Origin of the sequence: Sinorhizobium sp. P24N7 (assembly GCF_042436655.1) — a bacterium.
Taxonomy (GTDB): domain Bacteria; phylum Pseudomonadota; class Alphaproteobacteria; order Rhizobiales; family Rhizobiaceae; genus Sinorhizobium; species Sinorhizobium meliloti_A.
In genome coordinates, this window is sequence record NZ_JBHMIW010000010.1 from 243,198 (window position 1) to 263,174 (window position 19,977).

Sequence of the window (19,977 nt, forward strand, 5' to 3'; positions counted from 1 at the left end):
TCAGGCATGGTTGTAATGAAGCAGCGTCCATTCATCGATAAAGACGCGATCGTTCGGATGCACCACCAGCGTCGTTGCCGGGTGCTCGATGATTGCGGGGCCGATCACCTCGTGGCCGGGCTCAAGCAGATCCATCTCGTAGAGATCTGCCCTGTGCCAGCGGCCGCCGATATAGGCTTCGCGCACGCCCTTGTGGGCGGATTGCGGATCGGCGCTCCCGAGAGGCCGCCTGACAAGCACCGGCTTGATCTTTTCGGCAGTGGCGATGACGCCGAGTTCCATCAGGGAGAAGCCCGCCTCGCCGTATTTCGAAACGCGGTGATTGGCCTTGGCATAGACCTCTTCGAACTGCGCCAGCACCGCGCGCATGTCGTCGGGACCGTTGATGGACGCAAGCGGCGCAATGACTTCGACGTCCTCCAGCTGGCCGGTGTAACGGGCCATGAAGAAGGGGACGGTCCTGATCTTTTCCCGCGCATGGCCGTCGGTCAGCATCTCGTCGACGGCGGCCTTTTCGAGGTCTTGCCACACCCGGGTGACCTGCGCGCCGGCTGCAGCGAGCCTGTCGTCCGAGGCGCGGGCGCCGATATCGATCTGGGTCGACACCGAATGCCGGCGCATATAATCGGCCGTCGTACAGCCGAAGGCGGAGAAAGCGGCGGCGAACTGGAACGTGATGATGTCCTTGAAGCCGATGCCCCTCGAGCAGCCGGCAAGATGCAGCGGGCCCGAGCCGCCGTAGGAAAGAAGCGTGAACTCGGAAGGATGGATGCCCTGGCCCGAGATAACGCGTCGCAGCGCGTTATTGGCGTCCTGCTCCAGCATCTCGATCATGCCTTCAGCCGCTTCCTCTACACCGACCCCGAGCACGTCCGCGCATTTGTCCTTGAAGGCCGCGCGTGCCTTCTCGACCTCGAGCACCACCTTGCCCCCGAGGAAGTAATACGGGTTCAACCGGCCGAGGATCGCATCGCAATCTGCGATGGTCGGCTCCGTGCCGCCCTTCGCGAAGCAGATCGGACCGGGATCTGCGCCGGCGCTTTCAGGTCCGAGCGACACCTTCCTGGTCAGCGGGTCGACCTTGAGGATCATGCCGGCACCCGCCCCTATCGTGTCGAGGTGGAGTGTCGGCACATTGAGCTTGAAGCGGTCCATCAGCGGCTCGTTCTCGATGCGGGTCTGGCCGCGCGAGATGACGCCCATGTCGAAGGAGGTTCCCCCCATGTCCGAGCAGATCAGCGAGTCATTGCCTATGAGCTTGCCGACATAGGCTGCCCCGAGAATGCCGCCGATCGGCCCGGAAATCATCGTCTCGTGGAGGCGCGGATGGTTGATCGACGTCAAGCCTCCGAAAGAGAGCAGCGTCTGCACGCCGTATTTGAAGCCGTATTTGTGCGAGGCCTCCTCGATTCCCTTGAGCTGCTGGCGGCCGCGCGACGTCGCATAGGCTTCGATCAGCACCGAGTTCAGCCGCGACTGTTCCCGGATCACCGGGCGCACCTCGTGGCTGGTATAGACATTGATCTCGACGCCGGCGGCGGCAACCTCCTCGCGGCAGATCTCGGCGATGCGCTTCTCATGCACCGGATTGACGTGGCTGAAGATCGTCATGATGCAGATCGCGTCGACCTTGTCGCGGATCAGCGCACGGGCCGCGGCGGTTACCTCGCGCTCGTAGAGCGGCAACACGATATCGCCGAAATGGTCGATGCGTTCGGTAACGCCATGGGTGCGGCGGCGCGGCACCAGCGGATCGGGGTGGGCGTGGGTGACCGCATGGAGGCGGTCGGCATAGGAATAATCCGCCCAGGCCTGCAGGCCGCGGCCCATCAGCACCATGTCCTCCATGCCTTTGGTGGTGATCAGACCAAGTTTACGACCGGTGCGGGAGAGCAAGGTGTTGAGCATGCCGGTACCGGAATAGAGCACCACGTCGAGACCGGAAAAAAGACTGTCGAGAGAGATACCCCAGGCGTCCGCCGCGTCGACAGCGGACGAAATGAAGCCTTCGGCCTCGTTTTTCGGCGTGGTCGCGGCCTTGCCGATCTTGAAGTGCCCGTTTTGATCGACAAGGATGGTGTCGGTCATCGTGCCGCCCGCGTCGATGCCGATCACGATTGGGTTTTCCAAGGTCTTACCTCCATGGCTTTGCTGATGGAGGAAACCTAGGTGGGAATTTTCGGCCGGGAAATGTGCCAAAAGGCACAATGACCGGCGGGGGGAACAGTGCTAGACGAACTTATGAGCGGCGATGGGTTCTGGAAGATCTTGGCGCAAGCGATCGGCGCCACCGGTACCGACAGGCATGTCGACCGGCTGATCGACATGATCGGAGCCGTGGTGCCGCAGAATCTTATCACGGTCACCCGTTATTCCGCCACCCGCAAGCCCGAATTCGTCAAGCACCGCGGTTACTCCGACGAGATGGTGGCTCGTTACCTCGATACCTATTATGTATTCGATCCCTTCTATGCCTATTGGCGCCTGAACAGGCGCGCAGGGATCGTGCCTCTCAAGAGCCTGGCGGACGACGCCCCCAAGCGCGGCCGCTACATAGCGGAGTTCCTGGCGCAATCCGAAATCTGCGACGAGGTCGGCATCCTGCTGGAAGACGGAGACGACTGGTGCCTAGGTATTTTTCTCGACCGCTCCACATCGATGTTCAGCGATGGCGAGGTCGCGGCTCTGCGCAGCCGTTTTCCGGTTTTCGAAGCACTGCACGCAGCCGATACCCGCACGCGCGACCCCGATCTGAGGCGAACCAGCACGCCCGAAGCCATGGGGGAAGCACCGGTGAGTGCCGTCCAGGCCTCGCTGATCCTGTGGCCGGATCTGACGGCACGGGAGCGCGAACTCGTCGCCCTCATTCTGCAGGGACACCCTAACGCGACCATCGCGTCCAGGCTCGGGATCGCCCCGGGCACGGTCAAGAACCACCGGGCGCACATCTATGAAAAGCTCGACATCACGACGGAGCGCGAACTCTTCCTGCAGGTCTTCCAGCAATACCGGCTGTCGTGAGGATCTGCCGTTGGATCACGCGCGCCCGACGGCGCTTCGAATTCGATCCCTGGTAAAAGGCAGATCGTAAAGGCGCTTGCCGGTCGCATCCCTGATCGCGTTGGCGACGGCTGCGGCGGCCGGGCCCTGGGCCGCCTCCCCGGTGCCGAGGAAAGGTTCCCCGGGACGCTCGACGATGTGGACCTCCACGCTTTCCGGTACACTGGCGAAACGCAGGATCGGATAGCTGGACCAATCGGTGCTGGTGATCCTGGTCCGGTCAAAGGCGACGGCCTCGTAGAGCGTCCAGCTGATCGCCTGCAAAATTCCGCCTTCGGTCTGATTGCGGATGCCGTCCGGATTGACGATCTCGCCGCTGTCGATGGCCGAAACGGCGCGGACCACATGAACACGGCCCGTTTCGGGTTCGACATCCACCTCCATCGCCACCGCCAGATAGGCGGCAAGGTTCTTGTAGCGGGCGAAACCGAAGCCGCGTCCGCGGTTACGGGGCATTTGCGCCTTGTCCCAGCCGAAGCGCTGCGCGGCCAGCTCGATCACGGCACGGGCTCGCGGGTCCTCCATGTGGCGAAGCCGGAATTGGACCGGATCCGCTTCGGCGATCAGCGCCAGCTCATCAATCGTGCTTTCGATCGCGAAGACGTTGGCATAGGCCCCAAGCGCGCGAAGCGCCGATACGCGAAGCGGCATTTCGGCCAGAAAATGCCAGAGCACGCGCTTGTTCGGGATCACATAGAGCGGATTGGCATTTCGGTCGCCGTTGCCCGACGGACTGATATTGAGCTTGGCGGGCTTCGGCTGGAAGGCTTCGGCCTTGTGGCGCGCCGCCAGGAGCGCACCGGCTCCGCCCGGACGGGTGGAGTGGGTATTGCTCCAAAGGTCATAGGCCCAGCTGGTGATCCTGCCCTGGTCATCCAGTGCCGCACTGATCTTCATGAGCATTGCAGGACCATAGGGCTCCCAGCTGTGCTCCTGCTCCCGCATCCACTGGACCCGGACGGGCTTGCCCGGCAGTTTGCTGGCGATGAGGGCCGCATCCGCAGCCGCGTCATCGGCGCCATTGTGGCCGTAACAGCCCGATCCTTCCATATGGACGACGTGGACCCTGTCTTCCGGCATGGCCAGCATCTCGGCGATCGCCGCCCGATCGGGAAAGACACCCTGCGTGTGGGACCAGACCTCCAACGCCCCGTCCGCGTTCATCCGCGCGACGGCGCAGGACGGGCCGATCGAGCCGTGGATCTGATAGGGCCGGCTAAACGTCGCCTCGAAGACCTTGCCATCAGACGAAAGCATGCCGGCCTCGGCGACCGTGCCCACCTCGCTCTCGAGTCTTTGCAATTCCGCCGGCAGGTCGGTCTGGTCGGGGAGCGTCTCGCTTTCCTGCCACCGCGCGGCCGTGGCCAGCGCCCGCATGGCGTTCACCGCCTGGAACTCTTTCGAGGCCACCACCGCCAGGAAATTGCCGTCGCGCACGACCGACACGACTCCCGGCAGCGCCTCGGCGGCGCTCGCATCCACCTCCGATAGTCTGGCAGCCGGGCTCGGCGGGCGCACGACGCGCGCATGCAGCATGCCCTCCAGGCGAAGATCATGAACATAGGCCGCCTCGCCCGTCACCTTGCCCGGGATGTCGACGCGCGGCAGTGTTTTGCCGATCACGCGGAAAGTGCCTGGCGGCTTCAATGCCGATTGCGGCTGCGCTTCCACGTGCAGCATCTGTCCGGAAACGAGTTCGCCGTAGGTCGCCCGCCGTCCGTCTTTTGCCAGCACCGCCTTGTTTTCCGCCCTGAGTTCCGTCGCCGCCATGCCGAAGCGCCTGGCAGCTTCGGCCAGAAGCAGGGCCCGCACCTGCGCTGCAGCGTTCCTGATGGCGGTACCGCTGTTTTGCATCGACTGGCTGCCGGCCGTGAACCCTTCATTCGGGGTTCGGCCGGTGTCGGCCGTTATGAGCCGGATCTCCGCGGGGTCGACTTCGAGCTCCTCGGCGGCAACCTGCAACAGGGCCGTTCGAATGCCCTGCCCGAGTTCCGCCTTGCCGGTGAAGACCGTGACCGAATTGTCGGGATCTATGCCTATCCATGAATCGAGGAAACGCTCGTCATCAAGGCTGCCCGGCAGGGACACCGGCGCAGCCGGCGGCATTGCCGGCGGAAGCTCCTGGGCAAATGCACGGCCGAGCGAGAAACCGACGACGAGCCCGCCGGCGCCTGCGATGACGCTGCGGCGGGTGATTTCTTCCTGAAGCAGGCCCATCAGCCGGCCCTCCCCTGATCAGTGGCACGCAGCGAGGCGGCCTGCATCAGTTCGCCGGCGCGCCGGATCGCCGCGAGAATCCGCATATGGGTGCCGCAACGACAAAGATTGGTCGCAAGCGCCTCGCGGATGTCCTCTTCGCTCGGCTGCGCGTTGCGGCGCAAAAGCGCATGCGCGCTCATCATCATGCCCGGGATGCAATAGCCGCATTGCGCCGCCTGCAGCTCGATGAACGCCTCCTGCAGCGGCCCCGGCGCGTCGATCGTTCCCAAGCCCTCGATGGTGGTGATCTCCCGCCCTTCCAGCAGCATGATAGGCACCATGCAGGAAAGCACCGCCTCGCCATCGACGACGACGGTGCAGGAGCCGCACTGCCCAAGTCCGCAGCCGTATTTGGCCCCGTTGAGCGCCAGCTCGTCACGCAGGACGTAAAGCAGCGGCGTCGCCGGATCTGCCTCGATCTGATGCGGGCTGCCGTTGACTGTCAGCGATACCATCTTCAATCCTCCTCGGCGCCGACATGGTGCGGCGCCCTTTCAATGCCGTCCGAGGGCCGGATTGCCACCTTGTAGGTCCCGGAACGGGTTCTGGCCGTCTGCTCGACGAGCCCGGCCCAGGGTGGCTCCTCCGAGAACCGCTCGCGCATGTAGGCAAGGAGATCGGCCACCTGCTGATCGCTGAGCAGATGGCGGAAAGCCGGCATCACTGCGCTCGCTTCGCCATCGGCGGGCGGAAGGCCGAACAGCACCACGTTGACGATGTTTTGCGGGTTCGGCGCATTGACGGCGGTGCTGAGTTGGAAATTCAGCCCCCCGAAGGGCTGACGCCGCTCGCTCTCGTGACAGCTTGCACAGGCGGCAAGATAAATTGCCTCGCCGGGCTGGCCGCCTGCGGCACTGGCCGGTGCGCTCTGGCTGTCCGCCGCCTGCTCCGGGCGCTGCCCTCCAAAAGCCTCGCGCAACTGTGCCGCTCTTTGCTCGCGTTCCGGCGTCGGGGCGCCCATGATCGACATTACATAGGTGGCGATCGCCGCGATATCGCTGTCCGGCAGAAAAGCCAGATTGCCCGTCACCTCGGCCATGGGCCCGCGCGAAACGCCATGGAATTCGTGCCAGCCGTTGCGAAGATAGAAGGCGAGGCTTTGCTCGTCCCAGGGGATCGGCGCCTTCGACTCCGTGTTGATCGCATAGGCCTGCCAGCCTTCCGCTTCGCCGCCGCCGAAATGCCGGTCGCGGTCCTCGGCGCCAAATGGGTTGCGGGGCGTATGGCAGGCGCCACAGTGGCCGAGGCCCTCGACAAGATAACGCCCGCGGTTCCAGGCCTCGCTCTGGCCGGGGTCCGGCTCTCGCTCGCCGCCGTCGAGGAAAAGCAGCTTCCAGCCGGCAAGCAGAGGCCGGAACTGAAGGGGAAGCGGAAGGTCGTTTTCCGGCGCCTCGGCTTTCACCGCGACCCGCGTCATGAGGAAAGCGTAGAGGGCGCGATTGTCGTCTGCCGAAACACGCGTGAAGTGCTCATAGGGAAACGCCGGGTAGAGGTGACTTCCCTCCCGGTCGACACCTTCCCTCATGGCGCGCTCGAAGGCCGCCTCGCTCCAGCCGCCGATGCCCGTTTCGCGATCAGGGGTGATGTTGGTGGAGTAGATCGTGCCGAAGGGGGTGGGCAATGCAAGGCCGCCGGCAAATGCCGGTCTCCCCGGCACGGTGTGGCAGGCGATGCAATTGCCGAGCGCCGCCAGCTGCGCGCCCTTGGCAACTAGCTCCGGAGCAAAGCGCGCCTCCGCCGCCGCGGTGTCTTCGGGTAACTCCGAACGCCACGCAAATAAAAGGAAACCAGCGGCAGCCACAAAGATGACCGCCGCGATGCCGATCGCCACCCTCAAAGCTCGCATCCGGAATCTCCGCCGATTTGGGGAAACGCCGCAATTGCCGATGGGTTCCAAGCGGCTTTGACGTTTGCCCGACGTAAACGCTGCCCCGGAACAGAAGCGCGCGCCTGTGGTTACACAGCAGCAATCAGAGGAGTTCCCAAGATGAGCAAGACCAATGTCGAGCAAGCCCAGAAGGACGCACGAAAACAGGCCGAGAAGACGAGCGCCGGGGGCCATTTGGGTGGCACGTATTACGGACAGGAGCCGGATGCCAAGACAGCGACGACGGTGAAGAAGAGGGGCGACAAGGCAAGGCCGAACGATGGCCGGAATTAGCTTTTGCCGCGACTGAGGGAGGTCCCGATGTCCGTCTATCAGCGGCTTCCGGAAAGACCCGTGCCGGGCGCCATGGTCGTGAAACTCTACCACTCCGGCGACGCCGTGCGGGGATATGTGCGAAAGGTCACCGACCCCTCCGAGGATGACGTCATCTTTCCCGGAGAAGAAATGGAGGCCGAGTCGGCCTTCAGGTTGGCGGCAAGCCACAGCGAAGCGTCGGCCCCGATCTATGTCGAGCTCGTGGAGGACGTCGAATGGGACCCGTCCTGGGGCACGTTGATCGGCTGATATCGACAGAGTCACGCACGGCCGCCGGCGGTAATCCCTGAGCGCAGCTCCCGGAAGGTGATCGAATAGCGCAGGCGCTCTACCGGCGGGATGGAATGCTCCCATTCGGATCTCGCACTGCCGGAGAGGAGATATGCCGAGCCCGGCTCGAGAATGACGGAAGCCCGCTCCCATTTGCCGATCCGCTTTCGGCGCAACCTGAATGTGCAGGAAGCCAGCAGCGATATCCCGACGACATCGCCGAACACCGCCTTGTCCCTGTGCCAGCCGATCGGGGCCCCGACATCATATTCGGTGACCAGTGCCTGCTGGAGTCCCTCCGCCGGCAGTCCGGAAAAGTCGGCCGCCAGCTGCCTGAGCGGCAGAAGCAGCGGGGGAATGGCATCGATCTTCCGGACCGCCTCGGTGTCGAAGTCGTACTTCCAGCCGAATGAAACCACACGCCGCCTGCCCTCGTAGCCGTGAAAGTCGAAAGGCTTGAAGGGAAGCCCCGGCAGCGCCTCCAAAAGTACCTCCTGGAGCTTCTGCGGAACGATACCCGCCTGGTAGCGGAAGCCCTCGGGCAGATTGCCGGGCGGGTTTCCGAATAGGTCTCCTTGCATTGAAGCACCTCGCATTCGGGACGCAAGCCTGCCACCGATATTGGAGAACATTCGAAAGGCTCGCACGTTCCCCGAAGCGCCAAGCGGGAGTTTACCGCCCGGCCTGGGGGAGAATATCAACCAGCCGGACCGGACGCAGGCCTCTCGCATCCACGCCCACATCGAACTGCCGCGGGATCGGCTTCAGCCTGCCATGGGAGTGCCCGTGCAGATTGATCGACTTCTTTCCCATCTGGTTCCATGTCCGGAACGGATAATGGCAAAGGACGAGCAGCCGCCCATCGACCATCAGCTCCGCGTAATGCTGCACGCTGTGCCAGCCGCTCGCCCCGGTCGTGTCGATCGGGTCGTTGTTGCCTACGATGAGGTGCTTGCGGCCGTTCAGACGGGACAGCAGATCTTCGGCAAGCCCGGTTCTCTTTGCCGCGAAGTCGCCAAGGTGCCAGACGTCGTCCTGCGGCGAGACGGTTTCGTTCCAATTGGCGATCAGGGCGGCATCATGTTCGGCCATATTGGAAAACGGGCGGCGGTCGATGCGAAGCACACGCGGATCGCCGTAATGCGTGTCGCCCGTGAAATAGATCATCTCGCCAATCGCTGTCCCTGCCCGGCCGCCGCGGTCGTGCCGCATGCGAACAATCTTCGGAACATTCATCCGATTGCCGGGTTCTGGCAACCCCTGCCGCCTCGCGCGACTGACCTGCCCCGCTCCGGCGCGAGATGCCGCGGCTGATGCAAATCGAGAGGGTGTGCTCATGCCATCGCCCCACCGAACGCCTAAGGCGGCGCCCATCCCGCCTGCCGGCTCAGCGCCGATCCTGCTGAAGATCAACGGCGTCGACCATTCCCTGTCGATCGACCCACGCACCTCTCTGCTGGACGTTCTGCGCGAGCATTTGAGCCTTACCGGGCCCAAAAAGGGATGCAACCAGGGCGCCTGCGGGGCCTGCACGGTTTTGGTGGACGGTCAGCGCGTCCTGTCCTGCCTGTCGCTGGCGCTTCAGCTTGAAGGCCGGGAGATCACCACGATCGAAGGCATTGCCAATGGCGAGCTTCACCCGCTTCAGGCCGCATTCATAGAGCATGACGGTTTCCAATGCGGTTATTGCACCCCCGGGCAGATCTGTTCGGCGATCGGAATGTTCCAAGAATTTCAAAGCGGCTTGCCGAGCGCCGTGACCGGGGACATGGCCGCGGCTACGATCGAATTCTCGGACGCCGAGATCAAGGAACGCATGAGCGGAAACCTCTGTCGTTGCGGGGCTTATGTCGGCATCTGCGAGGCGATCCACGGCGCATTTGACCGCGAGGTGGCGAAATGAAGAGCTTCGCCTATGCGAGAGCGACTGATCTGGAAACCGCCGTGCAGCTCCTCTCCAAGACCCCGAATGCGAAGTTGCTCGGCGGCGGCACCAACCTTGTGGACCTGATGCGCGAGAACATCGAACAGCCGGACGCGCTGGTGGATGTGACCGGGCTGCCTCTGGACCGGATCGAGGAGCGGCCGGATGGCAGCCTTGCTATCGGTGCGACGGTGCGGAACACGGCGGTCGCCGGTCATCCGGTCGTGCGGGACCGCTATCCGTTTCTGGCCCAGGCGATCGTGTTCGGAGCATCGGGCCAGATCCGCAACATGGCGACCGTTGCGGGCAACCTCATGCAGCGAACGCGTTGCCTCTATTTCTACGACCACGCGGCGCGCTGCAACAAGCGTGCACCGGGAGCGGGATGCGATGCGATCGGGGGCTTCAATCGGATGCACGCGATCCTCGGAGCCTCGGACAGCTGCATCGCCACGCATCCGTCCGATATGTGCGTCGCCCTGGCGGCTCTCGATGCGAAGGTGAACGTCGTCGGGCCCAGCGGCGCGCGCACGATTGCCTTCGAGGACTTCCACCGTTTGCCGGAGCATACACCCCATATCGAGACCGATCTGCAGCCCGGCGAACTTATCACCGGCATCGAGATCCCGCCGCTCGGCTTCGCCAGGCGCTCGCTCTATCGGAAGGTCCGGGACCGCGCGAGCTATGCTTTTGCCCTGGTCAGCGTGGCCGCCGCTCTGGAGATCGACAGCGGTAAGGTCAGGAACGTCCGCCTGGCGCTCGGGGGCGTGGCGCACAAGCCTGGCGGGAGCGAACGCTGGTGCCGAGAGCTTCAGACAGGCGGCGGAAGCCGAACTCGCGCCGGCGAGAGGCCTAGCCCATAACGCCTTCAAGGTCGAGTTGGCGAAGCGCACGATCGTCGGCGTGTTGGGCGAATTGGCCGGAGGGTAAGATGAGCGTCCTGCAGAAGCTTATGGAAACCGTCGTCCAGTTCATGCCCGACAAGTCGCCGGACCCGCTCATCCACAAACACGGTTACCTCGGCACGCCCGTCAGCCGCGTTGACGGGCAACGGAAGGTGAAGGGTGAAGCGCGCTTCGCCGCGGAATTCGAGATCGAAAATCTGGCCTATGCCGTTCCGGTCTGCAGCACGATCGCCAAGGGGCGAATTGTCGGAATCGACGCCTCCGATGCCGAGAGGAGTCCAGGCGTCATAACGATCGTCACTGCCGAAAACGCCCCGAAGATGAAACGGCCGCCACTCATGGACGTAAGGCACATGGACAAGGGGTTCGCGGCCAGTGATCTCGCTGTTCTGCAGGACGACGAGATCAGTTGGGATGGGCAGCCCGTCGCGGTTGTCGTCGCCGAAACGCTCGAACAGGCGGAGCATGCGGCTTCGCTCGTGCGCGTCGACTATGATGAGAAAGCAGCGCGCGTTTCGTTCGAGGACCTCAAGGCGGAGGCGACCGTGCCGTCCGCCGTCCTGGGCGAAGATCCCGAACTCGAGATCGGCGACCCTGAGAAGGCTTTCGCGGCGGCGGCATTCAAGGTCGACAATCTCTACCGGACACCGCACTACAACCACAACGCCATAGAGCCGCATGCGGCGATCGCCGCCTGGGACGAAGACGGCAGGTTGACGGTTTTCGACTCGACCCAATTCGTAAACGGCTGCAAGCACGCACTCGCCGGCATGTTCGGCCTCAAGGGGGACGACGTGCGCGTCATCGCGCCATTCGTCGGCGGGGGCTTCGGCGGCAAGGCCGCCTTGTGGAATCACACCGCGCTCTGTGCGGCGGCGGCCAAAGTCGCCAATCGCCCCGTCAAAATGGCGCTCGCTCGCGAAGACGTTTTCCGCCTCATCGGCGGCCGCACGCCTTCGGAACAGCGCGTCGCGCTCGGCGCCGATGAGGATGGAAAATTCGCGGCGATCATTCACACCGGGGTGACGGCGACGACGACCCACGCCAAGTATCCCGAACAATTTTCATTGACTCCGCGGCATCTCTACGCCTCGCGGACAATGTCCGTCGGTCAGAAGGTCGTCGATCTCGATACCGTCGCCAACACATGGATGCGCGCGCCGGGGGAATCGATCGGCACTTTCGCTTTGGAATCGGCCATAGACGAACTCGCCTACGCGATGAAGATCGATCCGGTCGAACTTCGCCGCTTGAACGAGCCCGAAAAGGATCCCACGAAAGGCACGGAATTTTCGAGCCGTCATCTCGTCGAGGCCTATCGGCGCGGCGCGGAAAAGTTCGGCTGGAGCCGGCGGCCGGCCGAACCGTGTTCGCAGCGCGATGGAAAATGGCTGATCGGACAAGGTGTCGCGACGGCCTATTACCCGGTCTTCCGCTTTCCCGCCGCAATTCGCCTTCGCATTTCCGCCGACGGCAGCGCACTCGTGGAAGCGGCGGCGAACGAAATGGGCATGGGAACCGCGACGGTGCAGATTCAGCACGCAGCAGACCGTCTCGGCCTGCCGCTGGAGATGGTTTCATTCCGCTATGGCGACTCCGCCCTGCCGGACTCGCCGATCATCGCCGGCGGCTCGAGCCAGACCGGCAGCATCGCCGCGGCGGTGCAGGTGGCCGTCGAAAAGATCCATCGCGAACTCATCAAGCTCGCCGGTAACGGCTCGCCGTTGGCAGGTGCAAACGTAGAGATCGAGGCACGCGACGGCGGGCTTTTCCTGTCCGGCGAGGGAAGCAAGGGCGAGACCTATGCCTCGATCCTGAAGCGCGCCGGCCGTGATTTCATTGAAGTGGAAGAGACTTCGGGAATGCCGTTCGAGGTAATGAAGTACTCCATGGCCTCCTACGGCGCGCAATTCTGCGAAGCTCGCGTCAACCGGGAATCGGGCGAAGTGCGGATCTCCCGCTGGCTCGGCTCCTTCGATTGCGGCCGGATCCTCAATCCGAAAACGGCCGTCAGCCAGCTTCGCGGCGGGATCGTCATGGGGATCGGCATGGCTCTCGCGGAGGAAACCCTGCTCGACACGCGCCGCGGGCGGATCATGAATCCGTCACTCGCCGAATATCATGTTCCGGTGCATCTCGACGTGCCGCATATCGAGGTCATCTACAACGACATTCCCGACGAACATACGCCGCTTGGCGCACACGGGGTCGGCGAAATCGGCATAACGGGCGCGGCGGCGGCAATTGCGAATGCCATCTTTCACGCGACTGGAAAACGCATTCGCGAGCTGCCGATAACGCTCGACAAGCTGCTATGAGAGCGCTTCGGAACGACGCACTTTTCCTCGGAAGCGCCTTAGCCCCGTCCATCCCGGATCATCGAAAAATAGTCGTCGAGCCCGACCTGGCCGCCCTTCAGAGCGACCTCCATGCCGTCCACCCTCGGATCGGCGCTATGCGCGGTGCAGAGAGGCGATCCCGGCGACTGCGGAAGTGGCAGCCGCAATGTGAGTGCGTCGACAGAAAGCTGGCCAAGGGCGTGGCTCGACGTATCGCCCCCGGCGATGACGGCGCGGCGGAGCCCGGCCCGCGTCACCAGTTCTCTCAGCAGCGATCCGAGCCGTTCGCCGATCCGGTGACGCGAGCCATCCTCCAGAGGAATGGCTTCGCCCCGATCGGCAGAGGGGCCGAGTGCGGTATAGAGAATGATGCTCCGGCCCTTCTTCAGACAGGCAAGCCCCCGCGCAACGGCATCCTCGAATGCCGAGCCGGCATCCGTCGCCGCGAGTGCGACTGCATCGAGCCCTATCCCCTCGAAACCGTTCTCCATCGCATGACGGATTTGCCGCTCCGTGGTCGGAGAGACGCTGCCCGAAACCACCGCGATCCGGTCGACCGGTCCGGGCGGCGCGAATGTCGGCGCTTCGCCGAGCAGGCCAAGGCGACGCCATTCGCGAACGAGTGCATATTCGATGCCGGACGAGCCGCAGACGAATTGCCCTTCCGTTGCTCGCGTCCGCCAGAGCTGGCGCCCGACGACGGCCTGGCTCCCCTCATCCGCGACATCGAGAAGGACGAGTTGGTGATCCGCGAAAGCCCTGTCGGCGAACGCGTCCACGTCCGGCGATGCGAGTTGCACGAGGTCTACAAGAGCCGCGCTGAGCGATGTCTGACGCGAAAGGTGAAGGCGGATATCCGCCTCGTTCATCGGGGTTACCGGATGCCTGCTCATCACCGGATGGCGGTCTATGCGGTAGGTTTCGCCGCGAAAGGCGGCGAACAGATTGCCGAAGGCGGTGTAACGGCGGATCTGCGGCGCGCCGATGACCAGCGGTACCGGCGCGGCGCCGAAGACATCCCGCCCGATCTCGATCGCCTTGCCTATGTTGCCGACACCGGGGCTCGAATCGAAGGTCGAGCAAACCTTATAGTGGGCGATCTCCGCCTTCAGCGCCTTCAGCCACAGAAAGGCCGGAGGAAGGTTTTCCGCCATCCAGCCCGGCGTTTGGCTGCGGCTGGTGCCCGCGAGCCCAAAGGCACGGCAATGGCCGAAGCGCTCGAAGAGCGAAGGCTCGGGCACCTTGAGAAACAACGCGGTTTCGACCCCGTGCGAGGAGAGTGCCTCCATCACGTCGGTCGAGCCGGTCAGATCGTCGCCGTAGTAGCTGAGCAAGGGAATGTGCATTGGGGTCTCCGGTCGCGCGGAAGTCAGGCGCCCTTGCCGTCGGCGAATTTTTCGAGCGATTGCGCCAGTTCGGGGTGATCCCTGGCATAATCGGCCAACGGGATCCCGGCGACTGCCGCCTCCCAGGCCTGGCATACGGCCCTGACGCCGGCGCCGGGTCCGCCCGGATGGCTGACTATGCCGCCGCCGCAGAGATAGAGCAGATCGGTCGTACGCCCGGTCCGTGCATAGGTCTCGGGCGCCTGTCCGCCCCATTGACCCGACGCCACGACCGGCAGCGGACAATCTTCCTTGGAAAAGAGCGGCGTGCTCACGGCCTCGAAGGACTTCACGAAGCTCTCGTCAGGTTCCCAGTATTTGACGCGGATGCCGTTGATCTGGAACTGGTCGACCCCGAGGAGGCGCCAGAATTGCTGCCAGACCGAAAACTCCATGCCCAAGCCGCCATGACGCGTGAGAATGTCCCAGCCGTTGCGATGGGCGTGGAGAACGAGGCCGGAGCGCTTGCGCAGGAAAGCGACGCCGCCCATTCCGACGGAATTGATGTTGACGACCGCCGCATTGCCGCCGGCCGCGACCACCAGATCGTGGTTTCGCATCATCTCATCCGGATCGGTATGGGATATGCCGAAGGCATACATCACCTTCTTGCCGGTCTTCTGCTCGTGGTCGAGGATTCTCGGCATGATGGCTGCAATGCGCGCGCTCAGCGGCGAATAGGCCGGGCTCATCAGCTTCTCGTCATCCTTGATGAAATCCACCCCGGAGGAAAGCAGGTCGCCGACGAGCATCGCCGTTTCCTCGGGCCGCAAACCCAGCGCCGGCTTGACGATCGTCCCGATGATCGGACGGCCTTCGACACCGGTCAGGCGCCGGCTGCCGGCAACACCGAACTGCGGGCCCGGATGCGCCGCCGCGAACTCCGGCGGCAGCTTCATATCCACGATGCGGATGCCGGTCATTCCCTTGATGGAATAGACGCCGCCGATCGCAATGGTCATCAAGGCGGAAAGATCCGTTCCTACCGCATCGAGCGGGAAGGCAATCTCCGCATCGGCCCGGTTGAAGCGCGTGGCACCTCCCGCCTCGTCCGGCCATGAGGCTCGATCGGCGGGTTCGAGGTGGCGGATAGCCACTACGCGCGCGGCCGCCCGCGCCTTCAGCTCTTCGCTTTCGCCCGGCACCGGCACGAACGTTCCGGTCGACTGGTCGCTTGCGATCTTTCTCGCCAGGACTTCGACATCGCCCGGGGTCTCGATGCGGTAGGTGATGCGTATCACGGCAGCGCTCTTTGCATTGGATTCAGTAGCTTCTCTCGCGCAACTGGTATAATGAGTATCTGAGTTAGGCAAGAGAAATCTCGCCTGCCGGAAGAAACCTGCCTATAGAGAATGATCCGCAAGCTGCTGGAGTTCACATGGTCATGCAATCCGAGCCCATCATCCGCAGGAAACTTTCCGACGAGGTGTTTGCCCGGCTGAAGGCGTTGATCGAAACCGGCGAGCTGCAACCGGGAGACGAAATGCCCTCCGAGCGGATGCTGATGGAGCGCTTCCAGGTGGGACGCCCGGCCATTCGCGAGGCTCTGCAGGCGCTTGCCAATATGGGGCTGATCGAGATTTCGCATGGCGAGCGGGCCAAGGTGCTGCAGCCGACGGCGCGGTCGCTGCTTCGGCAGGTGGATGCCGCGGCCAAGATCATGCTTGCGGCCTCCTCGGATTCGCTCGAACACCTGAAGAGCGCGCGCATCTTCTTCGAACGCGGCATGGCACGGGAGGCGGCAGGCAGGGCCGAGGCCGCCGATATCGCGGCGCTGGAGGAAACCTTGAAGCGGCAGCAGGCGGCACTCGAGGATCCCGATGCGTTCATCGCCGCGGACATGGCGTTCCACACCCGCATTGCCCAGATTTCCGGCAATCCGATATATACCGCCGTCAGCGAGGCGATGCTCGGCTGGCTCAAAGAGTATCATACGGAAATGCTGATCTGGACCGGCCGGGAGAACGTGACCCTCACGGAACACGAGGAAATCATCGATTGTATCCGCCGCGGAAATCCGGACGAAGCCGAGCAGGCGATGATCAGACACCTCGAGCGCTCCCGCACGCTCTATGCCCCGAAGGGCAGGTAGACCGGAAGCTTCCCGCCCGGCTGCGGACCGCTGATCAGGCGGTTCGCGTGCGACCGAAAGCGCGCAACAGCAAATTCACCGAAACTGCGATCTTGTCGATATCGGGAACGTCCCGGGAGTAGCGCCCGGTGTAGAGCTTGATGATCATCTTGTCCCGCTCGAATCCACGCAGGTCGTAGTGAAGATGAAGGTAGTAACGCTGCTTGTCGCCGGTGCGGGTGATGTCCCCGCGCCGCTGCGTTACCTGCTTCAGATCCGCTTCGAGCGGCGCGAAGCCTTCGATGTTCAGCCTGACCTTGGTCGATTTGAACCGCGTTTCCGTCGAAACCGCTACCACCGCCTTGTCCAGCGAGAGGCTCACGAGGCGGCCTTCGACGCCATCCACATCCACCGGCTCGTCGAGCTTGAACGCCTGCAGCAGGCGCCGCGGCTTCTCGAAGCAGATAAGCGAAGCGATGATCAGCACCACGATGTTGATGCCCGACCAAAGCGCGGCAATCGTCGAGAACGAACCCTCTACCCGCGCCGTCTCCGGAACGATGTTGATCAGGAGGCCCAGCGCGGTAACCACGATGAAGCCGGCGATCCAGGTGAAAGTATAGGCGTCGAAGACGTTCTCCTCGTTGCTGCTGCCCTTCGGGGTCACCTTGAATGGCTTGCCGAAGGGCCTGACCAGACTCGAAAGGACGGTCGGCAGCATGCGGAAGGTCGAGAAGGTGCCGACGGCGGTGGAGACCACCGGAAGGTACCGCGTCGGCGTGAGCCAGAACATCAGCAGGAAATAGGCCGCGAGCAGGGGCACCTGGTTCGAGACATAGTCGGCCACATCCGTGAAATAGAGCGGCAGGGCGCCGAACCACAGATAGATTATGGGAATGAGAAGCACGATGAAGCGGACCAGATATTGCACCAGCCACGACATGGGCAGGAACATGACGCGCTGAAAGAGCGAGAGACCCGGCCCGCGCAAGGGGCCGTTGTGCAGGTAGAGCGTCTGGATACCGCCTTGGCACCAGCGCTCGCGCTGGACGAAATAACCGGTGAGATTCTCGGCCGCCAGACCCATTGAAAGGCGCTCGTTGAGATAGCGGGTCTTGAAACCCCGGTTGAGCATCGACAACGTCGTCAGCAGGTCCTCGGTGATCGACTCGGTCGGAAATCCGCCGATGGCGTCTACGGCCTTGCGCCTTGCGATCGAACAGGAGCCGCAGCAGAAGCTGACGTCCCAGCCGTCGCGGCTGGGGGCGATCTCGTCGAAAAACAAGCGTTGCTCATCGGGCCATAGGTTCTCCAGTCCGAGATTGGACTGGATCGGATCGACGTTGAAGAAGTGCTGCGGTGTCTGCACGATGCCGATGGTATCGTCCATGAAGAAAGGCAAGGTGCGCCGGAGGAAACTGCGATAGGGCACGAAATCGGCATCGAAGACGGCGATGAAATCGCCTGAGCTGACGCGCAATCCGTTGTTCATGTTGCCGGCCTTGGCATGCGCGTTGTCGCTGCGCGTGACATGGATCGCCCCGCGCCCCTCGCAGAACGTCCTGAGCCAGTCGCGCCGGCCGTCATCGAGCACATAAACCTTCAGCTTGTCCTTCGGATGATCGAGCGCAAGCGCCCCGACGATCGTCCGTTCCAGTACGTCGAGCGGCTCATTATAGGTTGGTATGAAGACGTCGACCGTGGGAAGTTCCCGTTCATCCCGCTCAAAAAACTGCCGCTCCAGCCGATCCCCCTCGGCACTGCGGTCGACGTAGCGGCTCATCAGGATGAGGAAGAGCACCACCTCCGCAAAGGCGAGGAACTCGACGATGAAGACGAACCAGACCCAATAGAAATTGGCACCGTCGTTCGGATAGGGCAGAACGGTTTCGGTGAACCGCCAGATCAGGTAACGCAGCGCGAAGGCAGCGACGACCGCGCAGGTGACCGCGCGCGACCAGCTCCTGTGGCGCGGCCAGTTGAAAGGCCCGAGGAGAAAAAAGGCGATGACGAGTAAGGTCGGCGCCAGCGCTAGAAGAGACTGAACCACAAGCTTTGAACCCACTGGGCCAGGTGAAGGCTGCGCTTGGAGAAACGGACCTGGGCCGTTCGCCCGACCTGACAGAAATTCGCGAAATCGGTGTTGAGTGCCGACGGAGCGAGCGTGACGCGGATGCGGGCATTTCGCTCCTCTGTCTCCGGCTCGTTGGCGGCCAGCGTGTCCTTTTCCGCGACCGCGGACGATCCCTTGACTGCCTGCACGCGGCCTTGGAAGACATCTCCGCGCCCGAAGAGCCGGACCTCCGCCTCGCGGCCGGGATAGATCTCGTCATAATCGACTTCAGGAACCAGAATGTCGACGAACAGCTCGCGGCAGTCGAGGATGCGCATCATCTCGTTGTTCAGAACGACATTGGAACCGCTGACCACGTTGCGGCTCCACACGACGCCATCGAAGGGCGACGGGATCGTCGCGGCTTCGAGACTGAGAACCCGCCTCTCCTCCTCGGCTATCTGCTGGTCCGTCTGTTTTGCCCGTGCCTCGTTCTCCGCGATCCGCGTATTGAGATCGTGGATGCGGACGATCACCTCGTCCTGGCGCTGCCTGGAATAAGGCACGTCGTTCTGGCCGTCGCCGACGATGAATATGCCCTGACGCACGGCTTTGAGGCGTTGCTGCAGCAATTCCACGGTCAAATTGCTGATCTCGAGTTCGCCGCCGGCGGCCGCACCGGCGGCTTCCGCCGCCTCCACCATCTTGCGGGTGAATATCCCCTTGGCCTCGAGGTCCTGCCGCCGGACGAGGTCGACCCTCGCCACGACGTCCTGCGCGCGCGACACTTCGATCCTCTTCTGCAGGATCTGAACCTCGCGCTCCAGACTGGCGATGGTCGCGTTCCTGAAGATGTCGAGCCGCCCGGCAAGATCATCCCGCAATCGCGCGAGTTCATCCCGCTCCCGCCGCAGCGCCGCGACGCGCTCGACGGCGGTTCGATGATCGGTGCGCAGCGACGCCAGGATCGCTCTGTTGACACGCTGGTTACGGATCGTCGCGAGCGTTTCACCCTCTGCCACCGGCGTTCCGATCCGAGACGCCGGTTTCTCGATCTCGCCGTCGATCGGCGCATTTATCACGGCAAGGCGCGCGTTTACCGTCCCATCCAGGCTGCTGTAGCCAGTCAACCCGGGCAGCAGGACGGCAATTGCAAGCGCCAGGAGGAGGATGCCGACGGTAATACGTGTGAGCCGATGATTGAGGATCATGTCAAATTACTCACTGGGGTCAGCCGGTTCGGCTGATACGCTGCTGCAACTCTTCTCGCGACGCCGCGCCCGAACTCAAGTCCGCCTCGCCGCATCCCGTCACGATTGAATGGTATTCTTTGCTGAGCAACCCTCAAATTTGCATGTTTCCGTGGTGAACTGCGCAAAACTTCGGCGAGTGACGGAGAGTGCCCGCATTACTCTAAGGTTTAAGGATAGCGCGCCGACGTTTTTTTGCGATAGGTCGGAACGCCGCCGGGCTTCCCCTAACAAGGGACGGGTCGCCCGGGCGCCTTC

The 19,977-nt window shown here is 63.3% G+C and carries 16 protein-coding genes and 1 pseudogene; 7 read left to right on the forward strand and 10 right to left on the reverse strand.

The window, feature by feature from the left end; translation table 11 throughout:
* Positions 1–2,130 carry a hydantoinase/oxoprolinase family protein gene (locus tag ACFHWW_RS19465; RefSeq protein WP_379940198.1) on the reverse strand — a complete coding sequence of 710 codons (2,130 nt, stop codon included), beginning with the start codon at positions 2,128–2,130 and terminating at the stop codon, positions 1–3.
* A 111-nt stretch (positions 2,131–2,241) separates the two neighbouring features.
* Here ACFHWW_RS19465 and ACFHWW_RS19470 point away from each other — a divergent pair, with 111 nt between their 5' ends.
* On the forward strand, positions 2,242–3,021 hold the full coding sequence (locus ACFHWW_RS19470) for a LuxR C-terminal-related transcriptional regulator (protein ID WP_379940265.1): 780 nt from the start codon (positions 2,242–2,244) through the stop codon (positions 3,019–3,021).
* 15 nt (positions 3,022–3,036) lie between these two features.
* Here the strand turns inward: ACFHWW_RS19470 and ACFHWW_RS19475 are convergent, their stop codons facing one another.
* The 3 genes from ACFHWW_RS19475 to ACFHWW_RS19485 are packed head-to-tail and all read right to left on the reverse strand — an operon-like array spanning position 3,037 to position 7,165.
* Entirely contained in the window at positions 3,037–5,277 is a 2,241-nt protein-coding gene (locus ACFHWW_RS19475; protein ID WP_379940200.1) for a molybdopterin cofactor-binding domain-containing protein, read from the reverse strand.
* Positions 5,277–5,774 (reverse strand): (2Fe-2S)-binding protein, encoded by a 498-nt coding sequence (locus tag ACFHWW_RS19480; protein ID WP_379940202.1) that lies wholly within the window; start codon positions 5,772–5,774, stop codon positions 5,277–5,279. Before ACFHWW_RS19480 ends, ACFHWW_RS19475 begins: the two co-directional genes overlap by 1 nt.
* Before the next feature lie 2 nt (positions 5,775–5,776).
* Positions 5,777–7,165 carry a c-type cytochrome gene (locus ACFHWW_RS19485; RefSeq protein ID WP_379940204.1) on the reverse strand — a complete coding sequence of 463 codons (1,389 nt, stop codon included), beginning with the start codon at positions 7,163–7,165 and terminating at the stop codon, positions 5,777–5,779.
* 141 nt (positions 7,166–7,306) lie between these two features.
* Between ACFHWW_RS19485 and ACFHWW_RS19490 the strand changes: the two genes are divergently transcribed.
* Positions 7,307–7,480, forward strand: a complete 174-nt coding sequence (locus ACFHWW_RS19490; RefSeq protein ID WP_275598765.1) for a hypothetical protein — start codon at positions 7,307–7,309, stop codon at positions 7,478–7,480.
* A gap of 27 nt (positions 7,481–7,507) precedes the next feature.
* A complete protein-coding gene (locus tag ACFHWW_RS19495) occupies positions 7,508–7,771 on the forward strand; it encodes a hypothetical protein (protein WP_338283208.1) in 264 nt (87 codons plus the stop codon).
* Between the two features lie 11 nt (positions 7,772–7,782).
* On the opposite strand, the gene ACFHWW_RS19500 is transcribed toward ACFHWW_RS19495, so the two are convergent.
* Both ACFHWW_RS19500 and ACFHWW_RS19505 read right to left on the reverse strand, forming a co-directional pair.
* A complete protein-coding gene (locus tag ACFHWW_RS19500; protein ID WP_324764161.1) occupies positions 7,783–8,373 on the reverse strand; it encodes an alpha-ketoglutarate-dependent dioxygenase AlkB in 591 nt (196 codons plus the stop codon).
* A 91-nt stretch (positions 8,374–8,464) separates the two neighbouring features.
* Positions 8,465–9,004, reverse strand: coding sequence for a metallophosphoesterase family protein (locus ACFHWW_RS19505; RefSeq protein WP_198516735.1), 540 nt, complete (start codon positions 9,002–9,004; stop codon positions 8,465–8,467).
* 124 nt (positions 9,005–9,128) lie between these two features.
* Between ACFHWW_RS19505 and ACFHWW_RS19510 the strand changes: the two genes are divergently transcribed.
* The 3 genes and pseudogenes from ACFHWW_RS19510 to ACFHWW_RS19520 all read left to right on the forward strand — a co-directional run bounded on the left by ACFHWW_RS19510 (position 9,129) and on the right by ACFHWW_RS19520 (position 12,939).
* Positions 9,129–9,695 (forward strand): 2Fe-2S iron-sulfur cluster-binding protein, encoded by a 567-nt coding sequence (locus ACFHWW_RS19510; RefSeq protein ID WP_379940207.1) that lies wholly within the window; start codon positions 9,129–9,131, stop codon positions 9,693–9,695.
* Positions 9,692–10,646: pseudogene (locus tag ACFHWW_RS19515) on the forward strand (FAD binding domain-containing protein). The gene ACFHWW_RS19510 and the pseudogene ACFHWW_RS19515 overlap by 4 nt, the downstream one beginning before the upstream one ends.
* Position 10,647: 1 nt before the next feature.
* Positions 10,648–12,939 carry a xanthine dehydrogenase family protein molybdopterin-binding subunit gene (locus ACFHWW_RS19520; RefSeq protein WP_379940209.1) on the forward strand — a complete coding sequence of 764 codons (2,292 nt, stop codon included), beginning with the start codon at positions 10,648–10,650 and terminating at the stop codon, positions 12,937–12,939.
* 38 nt (positions 12,940–12,977) lie between these two features.
* Here ACFHWW_RS19520 and ACFHWW_RS19525 read toward each other — a convergent pair whose 3' ends face one another.
* Both ACFHWW_RS19525 and oiaX read right to left on the reverse strand, forming a co-directional pair.
* A complete protein-coding gene (locus ACFHWW_RS19525) occupies positions 12,978–14,306 on the reverse strand; it encodes a four-carbon acid sugar kinase family protein (RefSeq protein ID WP_379940211.1) in 1,329 nt (442 codons plus the stop codon).
* Between the two features lie 23 nt (positions 14,307–14,329).
* Positions 14,330–15,586 (reverse strand): 3-oxo-isoapionate-4-phosphate decarboxylase OiaX, encoded by a 1,257-nt coding sequence (oiaX, locus tag ACFHWW_RS19530; RefSeq protein ID WP_379940213.1) that lies wholly within the window; start codon positions 15,584–15,586, stop codon positions 14,330–14,332.
* Between the two features lie 137 nt (positions 15,587–15,723).
* Here oiaX and ACFHWW_RS19535 point away from each other — a divergent pair, with 137 nt between their 5' ends.
* Positions 15,724–16,437: a transcriptional regulator NanR gene (locus tag ACFHWW_RS19535; RefSeq protein WP_100672376.1), complete on the forward strand. Its 714-nt coding sequence runs from the start codon at positions 15,724–15,726 to the stop codon at positions 16,435–16,437.
* Between the two features lie 34 nt (positions 16,438–16,471).
* Here ACFHWW_RS19535 and ACFHWW_RS19540 read toward each other — a convergent pair whose 3' ends face one another.
* A complete protein-coding gene (locus ACFHWW_RS19540) occupies positions 16,472–18,466 on the reverse strand; it encodes a glycosyltransferase (RefSeq protein WP_379940215.1) in 1,995 nt (664 codons plus the stop codon).
* Positions 18,448–19,680, reverse strand: coding sequence for an HlyD family secretion protein (locus ACFHWW_RS19545; RefSeq protein ID WP_379940217.1), 1,233 nt, complete (start codon positions 19,678–19,680; stop codon positions 18,448–18,450). The genes ACFHWW_RS19540 and ACFHWW_RS19545 overlap by 19 nt, the downstream gene beginning before the upstream one ends.
* Positions 19,681–19,977: the final 297 nt, after the last annotated feature.